The organism is Streptomyces sp. NBC_00335, from assembly GCF_036127095.1.
Taxonomy (GTDB): domain Bacteria; phylum Actinomycetota; class Actinomycetes; order Streptomycetales; family Streptomycetaceae; genus Streptomyces.
The window spans coordinates 4,017,279-4,032,915 of record NZ_CP108006.1 but is presented as its reverse complement, the minus strand read 5'-3'; the positions used below and the strand labels follow the sequence as shown (position 1 = coordinate 4,032,915).

The 15,637-nt window shown below is 67.6% G+C and carries 19 protein-coding genes; 15 read left to right on the top strand and 4 right to left on the bottom strand.

The features are described from left to right. Window positions 1-149: 149 nt before the first annotated feature. From OHA37_RS18010 to OHA37_RS17980, 7 genes are all read left to right on the top strand, one after another. Window positions 150-827 carry a hypothetical protein gene (locus OHA37_RS18010; RefSeq protein WP_266906450.1) on the top strand — a complete coding sequence of 226 codons (678 nt, stop codon included), beginning with the start codon at window positions 150-152 and terminating at the stop codon, window positions 825-827. Between the two features lie 818 nt (window positions 828-1,645). After that, complete coding sequence (locus OHA37_RS18005) at window positions 1,646-2,101, top strand: hypothetical protein (RefSeq protein ID WP_266906448.1); 456 nt, start codon at window positions 1,646-1,648, stop codon at window positions 2,099-2,101. 27 nt (window positions 2,102-2,128) lie between these two features. Next, window positions 2,129-2,689, top strand: a complete 561-nt coding sequence (locus tag OHA37_RS18000; RefSeq protein ID WP_266906446.1) for a hypothetical protein — start codon at window positions 2,129-2,131, stop codon at window positions 2,687-2,689. Window positions 2,690-3,246: 557 nt separating this feature from the next. After that, complete coding sequence (locus OHA37_RS17995) at window positions 3,247-3,987, top strand: helix-turn-helix domain-containing protein (RefSeq protein WP_266906444.1); 741 nt, start codon at window positions 3,247-3,249, stop codon at window positions 3,985-3,987. Between the two features lie 2 nt (window positions 3,988-3,989). Next, window positions 3,990-4,763: a hypothetical protein gene (locus OHA37_RS17990; protein ID WP_266906442.1), complete on the top strand. Its 774-nt coding sequence runs from the start codon at window positions 3,990-3,992 to the stop codon at window positions 4,761-4,763. Between the two features lie 1,617 nt (window positions 4,764-6,380). Continuing rightward, window positions 6,381-6,563, top strand: coding sequence for a hypothetical protein (locus tag OHA37_RS17985; RefSeq protein ID WP_266912890.1), 183 nt, complete (start codon window positions 6,381-6,383; stop codon window positions 6,561-6,563). A gap of 270 nt (window positions 6,564-6,833) precedes the next feature. After that, entirely contained in the window at window positions 6,834-7,154 is a 321-nt protein-coding gene (locus OHA37_RS17980; RefSeq protein WP_267038658.1) for a hypothetical protein, read from the top strand. Window positions 7,155-7,308: 154 nt separating this feature from the next. On the opposite strand, the gene OHA37_RS17975 is transcribed toward OHA37_RS17980, so the two are convergent. The 3 genes from OHA37_RS17975 to OHA37_RS17965 all read right to left on the bottom strand — a co-directional run bounded on the left by OHA37_RS17975 (window position 7,309) and on the right by OHA37_RS17965 (window position 9,788). Next, entirely contained in the window at window positions 7,309-7,491 is a 183-nt protein-coding gene (locus OHA37_RS17975) for a hypothetical protein (protein ID WP_266906438.1), read from the bottom strand. 177 nt (window positions 7,492-7,668) lie between these two features. Then, complete coding sequence (locus OHA37_RS17970) at window positions 7,669-8,478, bottom strand: class I SAM-dependent methyltransferase (RefSeq protein WP_266906436.1); 810 nt, start codon at window positions 8,476-8,478, stop codon at window positions 7,669-7,671. Then, on the bottom strand, window positions 8,475-9,788 hold the full coding sequence (locus tag OHA37_RS17965) for a helix-turn-helix domain-containing protein (RefSeq protein WP_266906433.1): 1,314 nt from the start codon (window positions 9,786-9,788) through the stop codon (window positions 8,475-8,477). Before OHA37_RS17965 ends, OHA37_RS17970 begins: the two co-directional genes overlap by 4 nt. A gap of 155 nt (window positions 9,789-9,943) precedes the next feature. On the opposite strand from OHA37_RS17965, the gene OHA37_RS17960 reads away from it, so the two are divergent. The 7 genes from OHA37_RS17960 (at window position 9,944) to OHA37_RS17930 (ending at window position 14,318) form a co-directional block, all read left to right on the top strand. Further along, window positions 9,944-10,150, top strand: a complete 207-nt coding sequence (locus OHA37_RS17960; RefSeq protein ID WP_266906431.1) for a hypothetical protein — start codon at window positions 9,944-9,946, stop codon at window positions 10,148-10,150. Further along, on the top strand, window positions 10,147-10,512 hold the full coding sequence (locus OHA37_RS17955; RefSeq protein ID WP_266906429.1) for a DUF6415 family natural product biosynthesis protein: 366 nt from the start codon (window positions 10,147-10,149) through the stop codon (window positions 10,510-10,512). Before OHA37_RS17960 ends, OHA37_RS17955 begins: the two co-directional genes overlap by 4 nt. A 156-nt stretch (window positions 10,513-10,668) precedes the next feature. After that, entirely contained in the window at window positions 10,669-10,803 is a 135-nt protein-coding gene (locus OHA37_RS17950; RefSeq protein WP_266906427.1) for a hypothetical protein, read from the top strand. Between the two features lie 95 nt (window positions 10,804-10,898). Beyond that, window positions 10,899-12,398, top strand: a complete 1,500-nt coding sequence (locus OHA37_RS17945; protein WP_266906425.1) for an MBL fold metallo-hydrolase — start codon at window positions 10,899-10,901, stop codon at window positions 12,396-12,398. Next, the gene (locus OHA37_RS17940; RefSeq protein ID WP_266906423.1) at window positions 12,395-13,264 is read left to right on the top strand and encodes a hypothetical protein; all 870 of its coding nucleotides are present in this window, start codon (window positions 12,395-12,397) and stop codon (window positions 13,262-13,264) included. Before OHA37_RS17945 ends, OHA37_RS17940 begins: the two co-directional genes overlap by 4 nt. Window positions 13,265-13,311: 47 nt before the next feature. Beyond that, window positions 13,312-13,665 (top strand): VOC family protein, encoded by a 354-nt coding sequence (locus OHA37_RS17935; RefSeq protein WP_266906421.1) that lies wholly within the window; start codon window positions 13,312-13,314, stop codon window positions 13,663-13,665. 17 nt (window positions 13,666-13,682) lie between these two features. After that, window positions 13,683-14,318 (top strand): GNAT family N-acetyltransferase, encoded by a 636-nt coding sequence (locus tag OHA37_RS17930; RefSeq protein WP_266906419.1) that lies wholly within the window; start codon window positions 13,683-13,685, stop codon window positions 14,316-14,318. Between the two features lie 148 nt (window positions 14,319-14,466). Here the strand turns inward: OHA37_RS17930 and OHA37_RS17925 are convergent, their stop codons facing one another. Next, window positions 14,467-14,994, bottom strand: coding sequence for a hypothetical protein (locus OHA37_RS17925; RefSeq protein WP_266906417.1), 528 nt, complete (start codon window positions 14,992-14,994; stop codon window positions 14,467-14,469). Window positions 14,995-15,204: 210 nt separating this feature from the next. On the opposite strand from OHA37_RS17925, the gene OHA37_RS17920 reads away from it, so the two are divergent. After that, the gene (locus tag OHA37_RS17920; RefSeq protein ID WP_266906415.1) at window positions 15,205-15,618 is read left to right on the top strand and encodes an NUDIX hydrolase; all 414 of its coding nucleotides are present in this window, start codon (window positions 15,205-15,207) and stop codon (window positions 15,616-15,618) included. Window positions 15,619-15,637 lie beyond the last annotated feature (19 nt).

Below are 15,637 nucleotides of genomic sequence, written 5' to 3'. Positions count from 1 at the left end.
CCGAGCCGCAGATCCGCACTGCGAGGTTGCTTCCGTGAGCAGGCCGATGCGGGGCCGCCCGGCGCGGCTTGGTGTGCTGCGTGATGCGTCCAGATTCGCTTTTGAGGTCTTGGTGGCGGCGCTCTCAACGTGGACGTAGGTTCCAGCGCATGGGCGAGTATCGATCCGTTGTCAATGATCTGAGCGGTCACGTCGAGGGTCCCGTCGTGCAGGCGCGGTCGGTCAGGGATGTGTTCATGTCGAGTCCGTCGAGCACGGTAAACAACGTGATCAAGGAGGTGCGTTCGCTGAAGGTCGTGGCGACGCTGTATCGGACGCTGGCCTCTCTCGCGGCACTCGCGACCATCGTCGGAGCCCGTCGCTGGGGTACACCGCTCGACGGGATGGCCACCGTCTGCGATGCGCTGGCGGTCCCGTCAGGCTGGACGGAATTCCCTGCGAGCTGGATTGCCGAGCGTGCCGGGCTGGTCGGTGGTGTGGCACAGATCTTGCTGATGGTGGGATTGCTGGTACTGCCAAGGCCGGGGCAGCTCGGGTGGGACCTTGGGCAGACGATGGAGTGGCGTGGTCCGTCGACTGTAGTGCTGTCCTTCGCGCTCTCGGTGCAGAGCGACCAAGTGTGGCCGGCGCTGTTCTTGGTCGGACTCCTTGGCGCTCTCGGCCTCTGGGTGCTGAGCTGGACCCAGCACCGGTACAGTCGATCGGATCGTGTGACGGTGGCCGTGGGCAGCATCTTCCTTGCAGTGATTTACGCCCCGCTCCTCGTGTTCGCGTGGCTTTTCGCCCGGGACGCGGGCAGCAGGCCGTACGCACTCGTCGACTCGTGAGCCAGGCATGGTGAAGTCCGAGAAATACAGACACCTTCTAGGTCCTGGAAGTTGATGACCGTGGAAGGCCCCCAACTTCTGTGGACGGACCCACTCCGGCGAGCGGGCCACTGAGTCACCTGGTGGGCCCCACCAGACAAAGGCAGGCGCAGTCCGATGGTGATCTTCTGAGCTGATCGCGTATCTTCGGCGAATGAGTGAACGGCCATATGTGCGCAACGAGTTGAGCGGCCACGTTGAAGGCCCTGTCGTGCAGGCGGGCGCTGTCCACGGGGACCTCAACTTGAACGTTGCGCCACCCGCCGCGGCGCACGACGCTGACCATGCTGCGTTCCTGGCGCGCCTTCGGGAGCGCACGCAGGACGAATGGGCGGCCGAGGACGCGCAGAGGCGGCGGCGCGAGGTTGCAACTGCTCGGCTCGTCCGTTCGCGGAGGAGGTTCCGGCGTCTTTGCTGGTCTGTTCTCCTCATCGCGATTCCGTCGGGAGTTTTGTGGGCCAGAACCGAAGACGGGGTCTGGTCCGCCCTTGTTCCGGCCTGTCTGGCGGGAATCGGGTTGCTGTCCACCTATGAGCGTTGACTCGTCCCCTGAGGTGGTCGCGTGAGTGATGCCGGCTCGGATCGTGTGCGGCTACCAGGCCGGCTCTCGCGATTCGAGGTGCGGCGGCCGCGGGGCGGCGCCACCCGCGCGGGGAGGCGCCACGGTCGCCAGAGGCGCTCGTACATGTTGGGGGCGTGCGACGTACGGTAGCCGTCGGTCTTTGATCGTCGAGGGCCATGGGTGCGGTGGCTGACTCGACTGCTAGTAAGGGGGATGAATGGAACCAGAGTTGATGGCACTCGCTGCCGCGGGTGCAACGGCATTCGTTCAGCAGATGGCGACTGACTCGTGGGCACAGGCTCGTGATCGGATCGCCTTGTTCTTTGCGCGTCGCGACGGTGGCGAAGGAGTCGTGATCGAAGGCGAGCTGGAGACCTCGCGCGGAGAGCTCACGGCGGCGTTGGAGGCCGGTGACGAGCAGATGGTCTTGGACGTCGAGGCGGAATGGCGCACACGGCTGCGACGTACCTTGATGGCCAATCCGACTGCTGCTTCTGAACTTCAGTCAGTGCTCGATGAACTTGCACCAAGGCGAGGCGATCAACAGGTCGCGGAGGTGCACAACACGATCAGTGGGGGCGTGCAGCATGGTCCCGTGGTCCAAGTCGGCAGTGTGGGTTCGCTCAGCTTTGGGATGCCTCCCGAAAGAGGTTGGGGCAGTACACAGGCGTGATTTCGTGTTGGGCCTTAACATCCCGGCGTGGACTCATCTCGCAGAGAACAGCCGTCCGTTCAGCACGCGACGGTTGACGTGGCCAACGGGCTCGATAACTCGACCGTGCACGGACCGGTGGTGCAGGCGCGAGACATCCAGCAACTAAGGATCACGGCCAGCACCACAGCGCTCCTCTCGGAGCGGTACCAGGCTTACGAGGGCTTCTGCATTGTGTGGGAAGAACTCCAGGGGCAGATTCTGCGGGTGGCGACCTCGCTCTGGACCGTGAGGAGCTTCGATGAGTACCGGGACATGGTGTATCGCTCGGAGTCCCTGTGTCGCGATCTTGAGCTGCGGCATCGTCGGATCTCGCTTCTGGACGGTGGAGACGCCCCGTCGCTCCCAGTGCTGGAAGCCGCCAAGCAGGCTGTCCAGGCGGTCGGACCCCACATGTACGCCTGGGGCCGGGGCAACGACGAAGCGGTGTCCAATGCTGCGGCCCGCAACTTTGCGTCATTGATGAGGCTCAATGATGCGGAGGCTGTGTTCGAGAGCTTCATGCAACGTGCGAGCGGCAGGCTCGGCGGTGGGAGTGGCAACGGATAGTTCGATGCAGCCGCTTTAGGGGAAGCCACCGGTCCGGCAACGACTGCCGAACAGGTTGACGCGCTCGCCCGTGAGCCGGGCGTGCGGTGAAGGTCGTCCGCCCGCATCGCCGCGTACGGTCCTGGCCGAACCAAGGCCAAAGACTCCGCTTCCGCCTCGGATCTGGCACGGGAGAGGTGGAGAGGTCTAGGCAACACAAAAGCCCCAGGTTGTTGACCTGGGGCTTTTGTCATGGAGCGGATGACGGGAATCGAACCCGCGCTATAAGCTTGGGAATCTATGACGTGCAGGCCGCCCATATGGCATCTGACCTGCGGAAACAGTCTGCCGAAAGAGCTGCCTCGAGGGCCCGCCCGTACCCGCATTGACCGCTGTTCGCCGCTCCGAAGGGCACGGATGGGGCACGCGTCCGTTGGTCTGGGCCGTGCGGCACGCCCCTGCCTCGATAGTTGCGTCTTGCCTCCTGGCTGCGTGAGGCTTGACGCAAGGGAATCTGGGTAGGAGACTGCTTGCGTGTTCCCTCCTGATTTCGTGAGGGGAGGCGCAAGGAGATGGTCATGGAACTGCTGTCGGTGAAAGAGGCTGCGGCCCTGCTCGGGGTGGATGATTCCCGCGTCCGTCAGTTGCTGCATGACGGAAAGCTGCAGGGGCAGCGGGTCGGTGGCCGTTGGCTGGTTGCCGGGGACAGCGTCCGGGATCGTAAAGACCGGGGCCGCCGTTCGCGGAGACCGCTGTCGGCCCGCAATGCATGGGGCGTTCTGGCGGTGCTGGACGGCCATCAGCCGGTGGGCCTGTCCGATGCAGAGAAGTCCCGGGTGAGGACGCGGTTGCGGAACCTCCTTGCCCACGGGCACCTGTCTCCAGCTCTGGTCCAGGAACTCCTTGCCGCCCGTGCCGAGGTTCGCTCGTACCGCGTTCATTCAGGCGTACTGCCAGTTCTGCTCGCCGCTCAGGATGTGGTGCGGGGAGGAGCGAGTGCTGCGGCACAGGCAGGGGCGGACTACATCTCCCTCGGCCCTGCGGAGATCTACGTACACCCCGACCGGGTCGAAAAGCTGGAAGCCGCGTTCGGCATGGTCCGTGATGAAGAGCGGGGCAATGTCTCGGTCCGAATCCCCCCGTCGGAGATGTGGCCGTTCTTGACCTCAAGGTCTGAAGCCCCAGGGCAGGGCCATGACGTCCCCGCCTCAGTGGTGGCGGCCGACTTGCTGGACCTCCATGAGAGCCGAGCCGACGCTGCCGCAGCTGGGTTGCTCGAGTCCCTGCTGACTCGCTACGCGCAGCCTCGGAGGGTGTGATCATGGCGGCTGATCTGCCCGATGTACGACTGGAGTCGGACCTGTTCACCGGCCCGCTGGTGGAGTTGTGGGGCGTGCTGTTCGACCTTGCGGAGCAGGTGCCGGATGCCTGGTCGCTGATCGGTGGGCAGATGGTGCTCCTGCACGGCCTGGAGCACGGCCGGACTCCACCGGCGGCGAGCGCCGACCTGGATGTCCTGGCTGACGTGCAGTCGGACCAGCAGAGCTTGCGTCGTTTGGTCGCGGCGCTCGAACGGCTCGGATTCTCCCCCGCCGGCATGTCGCCGCAGGGCAACTTGTTGCACCGCTATCAGCGCGGTGTGGAGCCGCAGCGGTTGGTGGTGGATCTGCTGGCGCCTGACAACCTCGGCCCCCGTGCAGACCTCACAACGACGCCGCCCGGCCGCACGCTGGAGGTGCCGGGCGGCCGGCAGGCTGCGCAAAGAACCGAGGCTGTGAGAGTGCGACTGGGGTCGAGGACGGGCCGGATCCGACGCCCCAGCCTGTTGGGGGCGATCGTGGCGAAGGCTGCAGCGGTGAGCATCAAGACCGCTTCGCCGGAGCGCCACTATCGCGATCTGGCGTTCTTGCTCTCGTTGCCCGCCAATCCGCTGCAACTCAGAGACCAACTCGACAAGGGCGACCGTAAGAAGCTCGCGTTCGCGAAGGCCTTGAGCGATCCGCAGCATGCAGCTTGGCGTCAACTGGCCGACGAGAGTGCCCGGGCGGACGGCCGGGCCATGTACGGGTTCTTGTCTCCACCTGCGACGACGTGAGAACAGCCGAAGGCCCGCGACCTCGTCGCCGCCAAGGTGGTGCGCAAGTGGTGCGGGACTCCTGAATGGGTCTAGACAACGACGAAGCCCCAGGTCGCTGACCTGGGGCTTCGTCGTGGAGCGGATGACGGGAATCGAACCCGCGCTATAAGCTTGGGAATCACCTGGCACTTGGGGTCGCGTACGGCGTCTGACCTGCGAGAACGCCCACCGAGAGGTCGTGTCGGCTAGTCCCGGCGAACCCCGTGTTGACCGCTGTTTACCGCCCCTACTGGCACGTTGTGGCACGGCCACGTAGTCAACACGGCTCCTGCCTGGCGTGAGGCAGTCGTCACAACCTGCTCCGATGCTCGTTGAGGGGTCCAGGGAGCAGCCTTCCGCCGTGGCTACGGCGTCAGATGGGCGCGTGTGGACGGCCGCCTCGCCCGCGTGGTGTTTTCGCGAGCGGGGCGTCAGTCCATGCCGAGAGGAGACGGGACTGCATGGAAACCGTGGAACAAGCCCGTGAGCGGATCGCCGCGCGCCGACGCGAACTACGCGCCGAGCTCGCGCACGCCGATCGTGAACTCGGACAACTTGATGTGACCGTCCTCGTCTCCCCCTGGTGGCGGGCGCCCAGCGGCCCTGGTAAGCGGGGTACCGCTTACCACCGCGACGAACCCGGGGCATGGCGCCGGAAGTGCGTGTCCGGAGATCCAAGGCGGATCACTCTGTACGAGGCTGGGCGGGCGGGACTGAATCCCTGCCGACGCTGCCGCCCGTAATCACGCCGCGGGCCGCACCGTGATCGTGTTGGCTGAGTGCTGGCACCCGGTCGACTTCATGCGGCATGCAGGCGCGTACCGCCTCCCGCGAGCGTGCTGCTGGATCTGCGCGGGGCGGGCTCCTGCCAGCTGCTCCGACGGATACACGCGGGTCGTCGGGTGTCCCGCTGCGCTTATGCCGATGACACACAGTGGGCAGGGAGATCGCGTTGTTCATCTTGGTGCTGACTGTCATGGCACTTTGGCAGATCGGTCGTTGAGCGTGAAGGGCAAGAGTCGTAGCCACCGCAGCTTCAGGGCTCTCGGCGCATGGGCTGGGCACCGAGGCAGGGCTCAAGCGAGCGGCGGACAATCGGAACCCGGCACCTCTCCTGCGGTGGCCGACGACGCCCGCTACCCTTCGTGCCCATGACAGAGCAGGGGCGCTCGGTGCGCTGTGACCGTTGCGGCAGCCAGGGCCGTGTGTGGGGGCCTGGTCCTCATTTCTGCCGTAGGTGCGGGCTCATGGCAGGCATGAGCGTGCAGCGGCCTGCGGCTGGGGGCCCTGATTGGCCTGCCATTGGTCTTTTCGCTGGCTTCCTCTTGGTCGTGATGCTCGCCTTCGCTTCCTGTAGTGCGCTTGTGGACTGAGGAACGCGGGCGCGGACGAATCCGGGGACAGGTGGCAGGAAGCCGGTGCCGGCATCCCCAAGCCCACATCCGAGGAGGTCACGGACTCCGAGCACTCCTTCGCTCGGCGGGGGCCCTGACCGGCGTCCACCTCATCTGATCTCCTGCGTCCCCGTGCTCCGGTAACCGGGCCCGGACGAAGGCCGAGCCGGCCACACTGGCTACCGTGTCTCCGGTGAACTGGATGAAGAAGAAGCGAGCCGCCGACAGCGACGACCGCGGCCTGTCCGCACGGGCGTTCGCCGCACTCATGCTCGGAGCCTTCATCGTCGTGGCGGTGTGCGCGCTGGTGGGAGGCTGGGCCGGGCTGGTCGGCATCGTAGTGACCGCGATCCTCCTGATCGGTTTTGCGGCAGCTCGCTTGTAGAGCCCTCCTCGCTCAAGGTCAGGGCCCGCGAAGGGCGAGTGACCGTTGTCACAGCCGCATGGCACGATGCCGGCCATGAGTCCGACACCAAAACTGACCCGGAAGACACTGACAGAACGCGGTTTCCGTGGATTCGTATTGCTCAGCGAGCTGGGTGACAGCGGAGTTCCTTCAGAGCCCGGAATCTACGTGGTACTTCGCACGAGTACGGCGCCCCCGTCGTTCCTCTCCCGTAACCCTGCCGGACACCTCAAAGGCAGAGATCCGTCGGTGACGGCGGACGAGCTTGGTGGCGCCTGGGTGGACGGTGCCACCATCCTGTACATCGGCAAGGCGTCAGCGGGCAAGGACGGCCGGAGGGGACTGCGGCAGCGGCTTGACGAGTATCGCCGCCATGGTGCCGGCGGGATGGCCGGCCACTGGGGCGGGCGCTACATCTGGCAGTTGGCGGACTCGGACGCTCTGCTCGTCGCGTGGTTGCCGATATCCGAGCGGGATCCCTGTGAGGCTGAGGCGGAGCTGATCGCGGAGTTCATGGAACTGCATGGAGCGCGGCCCTTCGCCAACCGCAACAAGGGCGTCACTGCCTGAAAGGCTTCCGGACCGCGGACTGAACGAGCGACTGGTCGACGAGACCGATCGATGAGACCCCCGGCCCAGGGCGAGCGTCTGGGGTCTCATTCGCCCTCAGGCCGCGTCAGAGATCCTCGGATGCGGAGAAGACGAGGCGTGAACCAGGCACACGTCACGGCGCCTTGGGCGGCGTGTCGGTCATAGCCTTTTCGTACCAGGCCCAGAAGGCGATCAGGCTCCCGTGGTCCGCTTCAAGCTGCGGCACGATCTTCGAATCGTGGCCAGGCAAGAACTTTCCGCCGGTAGGGGTGCCACCGCACCGGCAGCCGCAGACGCGGCCCTCATTCGTCGTCATGGTCGGCATCCTGCCGGGTACTCGACCAGTCCCGCCACTATGTGGTGGAGACGGGGCACCCGAAGGTCTCGGTGCATGCCGCCTGCGCTCGCAAGTAGATCGGGCGGAAGACCTTCGCCCGGACCTCTGCTCCGGCTGCCTTCGGATGGGGTGAATGTGCTCGGCGCCGTGTGTTGGTCAACGGCAGACGAGGATGCCGCCGAGGCAGGTGACGTGGAATGCGCCCTCTGCGTGGATGGTCTCCTGCACTCGTTCTCGTGCACGCTCGATTGTCTCCTTGAACGGTACGCCCATCTGGTCGGCCCATGCTTCGTAGGAGGCCAGATGGGCGACCACGGGTGCGGGATCGGCGACTTCGATCACTCCTGGAAGAGGGATCGTCCGTACGTCCTCGAAGACGGCGCCCAGGATGGTGGGGGCATCCTCCAGGGTGAAGCGGGCGGAGAGCTGTACGCGTGCGGGGCCCTCAGGGATGCCGAGGACGTCGCCGGCGGCTCGGCGCCAGAGGTCTTCGAGTTCGCGCTTGTCGGTCCGGCTGTTCGTGGATGCGATGGCGATGCCGCCATTGCTCAGGACTCGGCCGAGCTCTTGGACGGCGCGTGCCTGGTCCTCCACGTGGTACAGCATGTGCATGGCCAGGACAGCGCCCAGTGCCCCGTCGGCGATCGGGAGCCTCTGGACGTCTGCCGCCACGGCTCCTTCGATACCCGTCAGGATGCCGGGAGAGATGTCCATGGGGAGCACGGTCAGGTCCGGCCGGTCGGCGCGTACCCGCTGTATGAACTTCCCGTTGCCGCAGCCCACGTCCGCGACTGCTCCGCGTATGCCAGCCAGCTCGCCCACGATGATGCCGGGGAGGTCGTGTCGTGGGGTCTGCCATTGGTAGAGGGACTGGCGGGCTGCGAGGTGCTGGCTGCTGCCGTACGCCTGGGTGGAGAGCAGGTGTCGGTCGGTCACGGAAGGGTCGTTCGTGGGCTGGGTGGTCATCGCGGCTCCGTGGGTGTGCTGACGAGAGCGGGTCGGGCGGTCACCTCGTGGATGTGCTCCCGGAGATCGACCACCGGCCGTGAGTCACGGTACGGCCCGCTGTCGATGAGCGTGTCCAGTTTGCGAAGCCTGATGGTGATGCTCGCGGTGTACTGATCCGCGCCGAGGACCGCGGCGAGTTCCATACTGGCTCCTTCCACTTCGCCGCTCGCCAGGTATGCGGTGGCCAGGTCCAGATGCGCGGCGTGCAGGTCTCCGGAGGACCGGTCTCCTTCAGCCCCGGCCTGGTACAGCTCCACCGCGCGGTTGGACGCCACTATCGCCCGCTGTACTTGCTCGTCGCCGCCGACGGCCAGCAGCGTGGTGCCTGTGTAGGCCCATTGCTTGGCCTCGGGGAAGGCGAAGACGCCAGGCAGTTCGTCTCGTTCCGCGCTGCTGCGGGCCTCGTGGGCCAGTGCGAGGGAGCGCAACGCGCTGCGGCCGTCTCCGCCGGCTGCGAGGGCGCGGGCCTCCAGACTCAGCAGCCGTGCCGTGATTGTTCCGGAGCCCGGTCCCCGGCCGTCCTCGCAGCCAGCCCGTGCCAGATCTGCGGCCCGCCGGTAGTCGCCCGTCCAGTAGGCGGCCAGAGACTGGAACGAGCGGGCCCAGGCCCGTAGCCTCGGGTGCTCCGCGATCTCTGCGCACTGCACCACGGTCCGCGCATGGGTGGAGGCGGAGGGCTGGTGGCCGAGGTCGAGGGACACGTGTGCCGCGAGGCCGGACAGCCATCCTGCGAGCACGTACAGGTGCCGCGTCTGACCTGGGTGCTGGCGGCCCTCGAGTAATCGGAACACGTCCGTGCGCAGGGCGCGGATCTCCGGGACCAGCAGGGTCAGGGGCCGGCTGACGAAGTCCCTGGCGAGCCGTTCCACGTCGGCGTCGAACTGCTCCAGTACCAGGCCATTGACGTTGGTCGCGGCAGCGTGCCGGGAGAGCCGGGCCGACAGCTCTGTGTCGGCGTAGAGGCTGCTCGCGTCGTCGGCGGGCGCCGATGACGCGTCCTGGGCGGAAGATGCGCCTGCCGCATCTCCCTTCGGGTGCAAACCCAGCTCTGCCTCGCTACCGACCTGGAACACCACGCACAGCGCTGCCCGGTAGTCGCCCGAGGGCCAGGTGATCGCTCCGCGCTCCAGCCGGGAGATCCAGTTCGCGTCGAGCTCGGGGTCACGGCCCGTGGCCGCCAGGACCTGTGCGCAGACCTGCTGGGCGGCCTGTGCCTGCGTCCACCGCTGCTTGCGCCTGAGTCCGCGCAGGGTCTCGTTCGCCATCATCCCGCCGTCCGCTGGTCGAGTTGGGCGCCCGGAAGCCTAGCGGGATTCTGCCTGGTTCGTGCCTACAACGTGCCTAGTGGAATGCCCTGTTCGGGGCTTTGGCAGCGGAGTTGACTGAACTCCAGCCCCGCTCAGACAGCCCCGGGAGAGCCCTCGTGATCACCCACGCAACTCCGGTCCGGCGCGACATCACGTACGACCACGACGAGCAGCAGGCCACCCTGCCGATCGCGCTGCACCGACTCGACGGCACCACCGAGACCACGACCCTGGTCCTCGACCCTGCCCAGCTGGAGGTCCTGTACGCGCAGATGGACCGGGCGATCGGGATGCGGGAGGCGGCTGCGGGACACCCGGCATGACGACCACGCCCGCCACCCAGGAGCCGGTACGCGCGAACACCATGCGCGCCCTGTGCACTCGTGTCCTCACGCCCAACACCTACCGGATACCGGGCGGTGAAGTACGGGAGACCACGGCCCTGCTGCACGGCTACGTCCGGCTCCTGCTCGGTGAGACGGGCGGTGTCAGTCAAGCCTGTACGGATGCTGAGCGGCTCCTGTCGCACGGACCGGGCGAGGGACGGCTCGGGGCCTGGATTCACATGCGGGCCCTTGCCCGTGTCTGCCGTGTCCTGCTGATCGAGCGCCAAGTGCGGCGGCAGCGCAATAGCGCAGCCGCCGGCCGGGCGCCGCAGGACCCGGACGTGGTGGTGAAGCAGTGAGACAGCGGATCGCCGTGATCGTCTACGTGATCCTCTGCAGCGCCCTCGTCGGCAGTCTCCTGTTCGCCACCGAACCCTGACCACCCGCCGCTTGCGGCGGCGGGGCACGGCGGCTGCATCCGCACCGCCGCGAAACCGAAGTGATGGAGGCACGTCATGAACCGACCCAAGCCCCAGACGAAGCCGAGCGCGCCCGTGACCGCGGAGGCGGTCCGCCGGCTCCAGCAGCGCGTGACGGCGTTCGCCGCCACCGGCACCACCCACAACTCCCCGACCACCTACCACCGGTAGGCCCTGCCGGTCCGAAGACACGTGCGGAGGGGGACGTCCGCTGTCCCCCTCCGCACCACCCCCGCACCCTTCCTGACCGCGCAAAGGAGTTCGTCATGGCAGCAGCCCCCGTCGGCCTGGAACTGACCTTCCTCGGCCACCAGACCTGGCACATTTCCGACGGTCTCTCCTCCGTCCTCCTCGACCCGATCCTCGCGCCCGCGTTCGGAGCCGGGAGCCTGGAGTTCGAGATCTGGCCGCCCCGCGCTGTGGACACCGAGGGCATGCCCAGCCCCAACGCGGTGATCCTCAGCCACGAGCACCTGGACCACTTCCACCTCCCCTCGCTCGACCTCCTCGCCCGCACGGTGCCCGTCTACACCGGCACCACCACTCCGGCCGCCGTCACCGACGCCATCGAAGCCCTGGGCTTCACTGTGCACCGCGTGGACCACACCCAGCCGCTGAACGTCGGCGACATCGAGATCACCCTCTACCCCGCCGGCGCCCGCACCCTCTTCTGGGAGAAGCGCGTCTCCCAGCCCCTGGTCCGCCTGGCCGGCACCACCGGCAACGACGTCTTCATCGGCGTCGACGCCGACGTCTCCGACCTCTACATCGAGCAGCTGGCCCAGGGCACCCTCGCCCCTCCCCGGCTCGCGGTGGTCTCCAACAACGCCCAGACCGTCCCCTACGGCGCCCTCGGCGCGGACAACAACCTGCTGCCGGGCATGGACGGCCCCCGCAACCGCACCACCGGGATCCAGATCCTCAACGGGCTGCTCATCGACTACCTCAGACCCCTGGACGGCGTGCGGGACGTCGCCCTGTGCGGCAACGGCTTCACCGCGCCCCGCAGCCCCCACGGCCCGTTCCTCTACGCCGATCACAAGGCCCTGGCCGCCACCGCCAACAAGCTCCAGCACCTCTTCCGCGTCCACGGCCCCCGCCCCGGCGACCGCCTGACCGTCCCGGCCAGCGACGGCCCGATCACCACCTCCCGCGTCCCCTGGGTCACACCCGACCCCGTGGCCGAGAAGTCCGCGCTCGCCGCACTCGCCGACTTCCTCGATGCCCCGCAGCACGTCGAGCCCACGCCGATCACCCCGCCCCTGGCCGAGGAGGAGTGGCAGAAGGCCGACGCCCTGGTGGCCGAGGAGCTGCCCCAGCTCGCCCGGGAGCTCATCGCCACCCGCACCGGCGCCCTGGCCACCAGCATCCACGACTACCTGGCCGGCCCCCTCGGAGGGCACCGCGCCGTCCTGCGCCTCCTCGACCCGCCCGGCCGCCCCGGCGAGATCGACTCGTACGCCTGGAACATCACCGGCCCCACCTGGGACAAGGTCGCCACGACCAGCCGGGAGGAGGCCATGGCCGCCTACCCGTTCGGCATCGAGATCTACTTCCAGGACTTCGCCGCCGTCTTCCTCGGCCGCGCCCAGATCTGGGACGTCGTCGGCGGCTCGTACCAGGGATGGCACATCGGCGAGAACCTCGACTCCCCGGTCTACGCCCTCTTCGCGATCTACGGCGAGCACCAGCGGCCCGACCTCGCCGCCCGCTGCTACGCCCACAGCCTGGCCGCGCTCGGCATTCACCAGGAGACCGCCGCATGACCACTGCCCCCGTCGGGCCGCTGGACGGCGCCGCCCGCACGCGGCCCGACGGGTGGCTGGCCAACCCGCTCACCACCGACCCCGTCATCGCCGAGCGCCAGGCGTACGTAATCCTCGCCCGGCACCACGCGGGCGAGCCGGGACCGGTGCGCTGCCTGACCGCCCGCTACCGCACAGCCGTCTTTGCCCTGGGCGTCCCGCCCCGCCGGGTCCTGAAGCGCCACGCGGACGAGGCCGGATACCTCGGCGAAGTCCTCGCATACGAACTCCTGGCCGACGAGAACGTTCTGCCGGTACTCCACCGCGCCTGCGACACCTCCCGCACCCTGCTGGTCGACCACCTCGACGAGGCCGTCATGCTCGTGGGCACCGACGCCTTCGACGAACTGGTTCGGTCGGTCGCCTTCATCCACACCGCCTCCGCCCGCTGGCAGCCCGAGGTCGCCGAAACCATGGCTCGCTGGGATGCCAGAACCGCCCTCGATGCCCCGTCCCCGAACTGGATCAATCGCCCCGACGACTGGCGCCTACTCCTCCAGCGCGTCACCGACGCCCACGGACCCGGCCACGTACCGCTCGGCCACCTGGACCTCAAGCCGGAACACGTCCGCCGCCGCGCCGACGGGCACCTCGCCCTCATCGACGCAGAAACCCTCCGCCCGGACATCACCGGGCTGCCCGACCTGATCACCCTTGCCCACATGGCGGACCAGCAAGGACACCCGTCCCCGCGCTGGGTACGCCACGCCTACCTGCACCACGTACGCGAACTCGGCGCCCAGTGGAACGATCACGACCTCATACGCGCCCTGGCAGCGTTCGCCGCTGCCACCGGTCTGCGTTCCCTGCACGGCGCCCACGAGTGACCACCCCGGCGGTACCGTGCCACTTCCCGACGCAAGGAGAATCCCAAGTGCGCGGTATCCGCACCGTCATGGTCTTCGTCGACGACCCCGAAGCCGCCGCCCGCTGGTGGGGCGAGATCTTCGAAGCCGAGGTCAAGCTCGACATCAACGGCACCTCCGTCTACGCCTGGCTCGACCTCGACGGACTCGAGTTCGGCTTCCACCCCGCCTCTCCCAAGGCCAACGTCCACGGGCGAAGCACCGTCCCGTACTGGTCCGTCGAGAACCTCGACACCGAACGCAAGCGCCTCCTGGAAGCGGGCTGCACGCATCACCGCGGCCCCCTCGATGTGGAGCCAGGCCGGCGCATCTGCCAGCTCATCGACCCGTTCGGCACGGTCTTCGGACTCGACGGGCCCTGACCCCTCGGAGCCCACGCATGCGCCACTGGCCCCTCACCGCCCTACAGCTCACCACCGCCGACCTCGTCCTGCGCCTCCCTTCGGACGACGATCTCGACGCGCTCGCCCAGGTGGCCGCCGACGGGGTCGTCCCCGACGGCGCCGTGTATTTCCCGCAGCCCTGGGCCTCCGCCCCGCCGGCCGAGAGGGCCAGGAGCGTTGTACAGAACCACTGGTGGGCGCGAGGCGACTGGGCCCGCGAGAACTGGCGCCTTCTCCTGGCCGTCTTCCTCGACGGCCAGGTCATCGGCCAGCAGAACCTCTCCGCGCGTGACTTCGCCACCACAGGCGAGGCCCGTACCGGCTTCTGGCTCGGTCGTCGCTTCCAGGGCCAGGGCTACGGCACCCAGATGCGCGCCGCCGCCCTGGCCCTCGCCTTCGACGGCCTCGGCGCCGAACGCGTCACCTCCACTGCCTTCGCCGACAACGCCGCCTCCCGGGCGGTGTCACGGAAGTTCGGCTACCGCCCGAACGGTATCCGCCGCGTTGCTGTCGACGGCCGCCCTTACGACGTCCACGAGAAGGTCATAGAGGCGGCCGACTGGCACGGCCACACCAAGGCGATTCCCGTCGACACTGCTGGCCTGTCCGGTTGCATCTCTTCCTTCTGTTGACGGGAGTGGATTTGTTCACGAGGGAACGTGAACAAATCCATGGGAGCCTGTCCGGAACGACGGGAGGCACTTGTCCCTGGACAGCGAAGTCAGTCGAAGGCGGCTCTCTGATCTGCGACGACTGGATTGAATGTCAGAGTCACCGCGGTCAGGGTCGTGCATGTGGAAGCAGGCGCTCAAGCTCGTCACCAGCCTGGCGGCACTGGTCCACGCGGCAAGGCGTCAAACCGAGGGCCGCCGCTTCGGACTCGAAGTGTGTTTGGAACGAGTCAGGATGCCGACCTGTACCGGAGACTCGGCCGCAGGCCAGGCTGTGGTGGTAGATCTTGAGGCGGGCGCCGAGGGTGGTCCGGATCCAGACTACGGGGTCGTTCCAGTGGGCCCTCAGGGTCGCCTCCCGTGCTTCGAGGGCTTGGCGTTCGCGAGGGATCGGGTCGAGGGCGGTGTCGAGTTCAACGTGCGCCAGCTCTCGAAGACGCCGGCTCTCTGGCATGTTTTGGAACCGGAGCCGGTCGGCGTTGGTCTCGTGAGCAATGCACCGCTCGTGGATGTCCTGTGCCGCCTGGCCGCGCCGCCGCTCGTAGGCTTCCCGGTCCGCGAGGAGCTGCTTGAGTCGACGGCCTCGGTGTTCGTTGCGCCAGTCGAGCAGAGTCGAACTAGTGACGACGATGTCCATCGCGATGATCCCTCTCTCGCACGTTGTGCGCGCAAGCGCACGACGTGATCCCCACTGGAGAGCCATCCGGCACCCCAGCGCTCACCTCACACGACAACGTTTGCTGGCCAGGAACCTGTAACGACTACGTTCGCTGTCAGAACGCCTCGATTGGATGACAACGGACAGCACTCACCCTTTCCACTCTCTGGCGGTCCTGGAGGAGTAGACGTGACGCAGCAGAACGCTGAGGAGCGACCGGGCATCGCCGCGGCCATCGTGGTGCACGAAGGCCGCGTGCTGATGGTCCGGCGGCGGGTGAGCGAGGGCCAGCTGTCGTGGCAGTTCCCCGCCGGCGAGGTCGAGCCCAACGAGGCCTGCGAGGATGCCGCCGTACGGGAGACCCAGGAGGAGACGGGACTCGCCGTGAAGGTGGTGAAGCCGCTCGGTGAGCGGATCCACCCGGCCACTGGCCGGCTGATGTCCTACACCGCCTGCGAGGTGGTCGGTGGTGACGCGCACGTGGCGGACACCGACGAGCTGGCCGAGCTTGCGTGGGTTGCCCACGCTGAGATCTCGCAGTACGTCCCGTACGGGCTGTTCGAGCCGGTGCAGGAACACCTCGACTCGGCGTTGAACCGCTGACGGCGACCATCGGCGTGCA

Bases quoted from the DNA above. Each gene is read 5' to 3' on its own strand.
- OHA37_RS17940 (WP_266906423.1), top strand. From the start codon at position 12,395: ATGACCACTGCCCCCGTCGGGCCGCTGGACGGCGCCGCCCGCACGCGG.
- OHA37_RS17995 (WP_266906444.1), top strand. From the start codon at position 3,247: ATGGAACTGCTGTCGGTGAAAGAGGCTGCGGCCCTGCTCGGGGTGGAT.
- OHA37_RS17955 (WP_266906429.1), top strand. From the start codon at position 10,147: ATGACGACCACGCCCGCCACCCAGGAGCCGGTACGCGCGAACACCATG.
- OHA37_RS18005 (WP_266906448.1), top strand. From the start codon at position 1,646: ATGGAACCAGAGTTGATGGCACTCGCTGCCGCGGGTGCAACGGCATTC.
- OHA37_RS17985 (WP_266912890.1), top strand. From the start codon at position 6,381: ATGAAGAAGAAGCGAGCCGCCGACAGCGACGACCGCGGCCTGTCCGCA.
- OHA37_RS17945 (WP_266906425.1), top strand. From the start codon at position 10,899: ATGGCAGCAGCCCCCGTCGGCCTGGAACTGACCTTCCTCGGCCACCAG.
- OHA37_RS17965 (WP_266906433.1), bottom strand. From the start codon at position 9,788: ATGATGGCGAACGAGACCCTGCGCGGACTCAGGCGCAAGCAGCGGTGG.
- OHA37_RS17925 (WP_266906417.1), bottom strand. From the start codon at position 14,994: ATGGACATCGTCGTCACTAGTTCGACTCTGCTCGACTGGCGCAACGAA.
- OHA37_RS17930 (WP_266906419.1), top strand. From the start codon at position 13,683: ATGCGCCACTGGCCCCTCACCGCCCTACAGCTCACCACCGCCGACCTC.
- OHA37_RS17975 (WP_266906438.1), bottom strand. From the start codon at position 7,491: ATGACGACGAATGAGGGCCGCGTCTGCGGCTGCCGGTGCGGTGGCACC.
- OHA37_RS17950 (WP_266906427.1), top strand. From the start codon at position 10,669: ATGAACCGACCCAAGCCCCAGACGAAGCCGAGCGCGCCCGTGACCGCG.
- OHA37_RS18010 (WP_266906450.1), top strand. From the start codon at position 150: ATGGGCGAGTATCGATCCGTTGTCAATGATCTGAGCGGTCACGTCGAG.
- OHA37_RS17970 (WP_266906436.1), bottom strand. From the start codon at position 8,478: ATGACCACCCAGCCCACGAACGACCCTTCCGTGACCGACCGACACCTG.
- OHA37_RS17990 (WP_266906442.1), top strand. From the start codon at position 3,990: ATGGCGGCTGATCTGCCCGATGTACGACTGGAGTCGGACCTGTTCACC.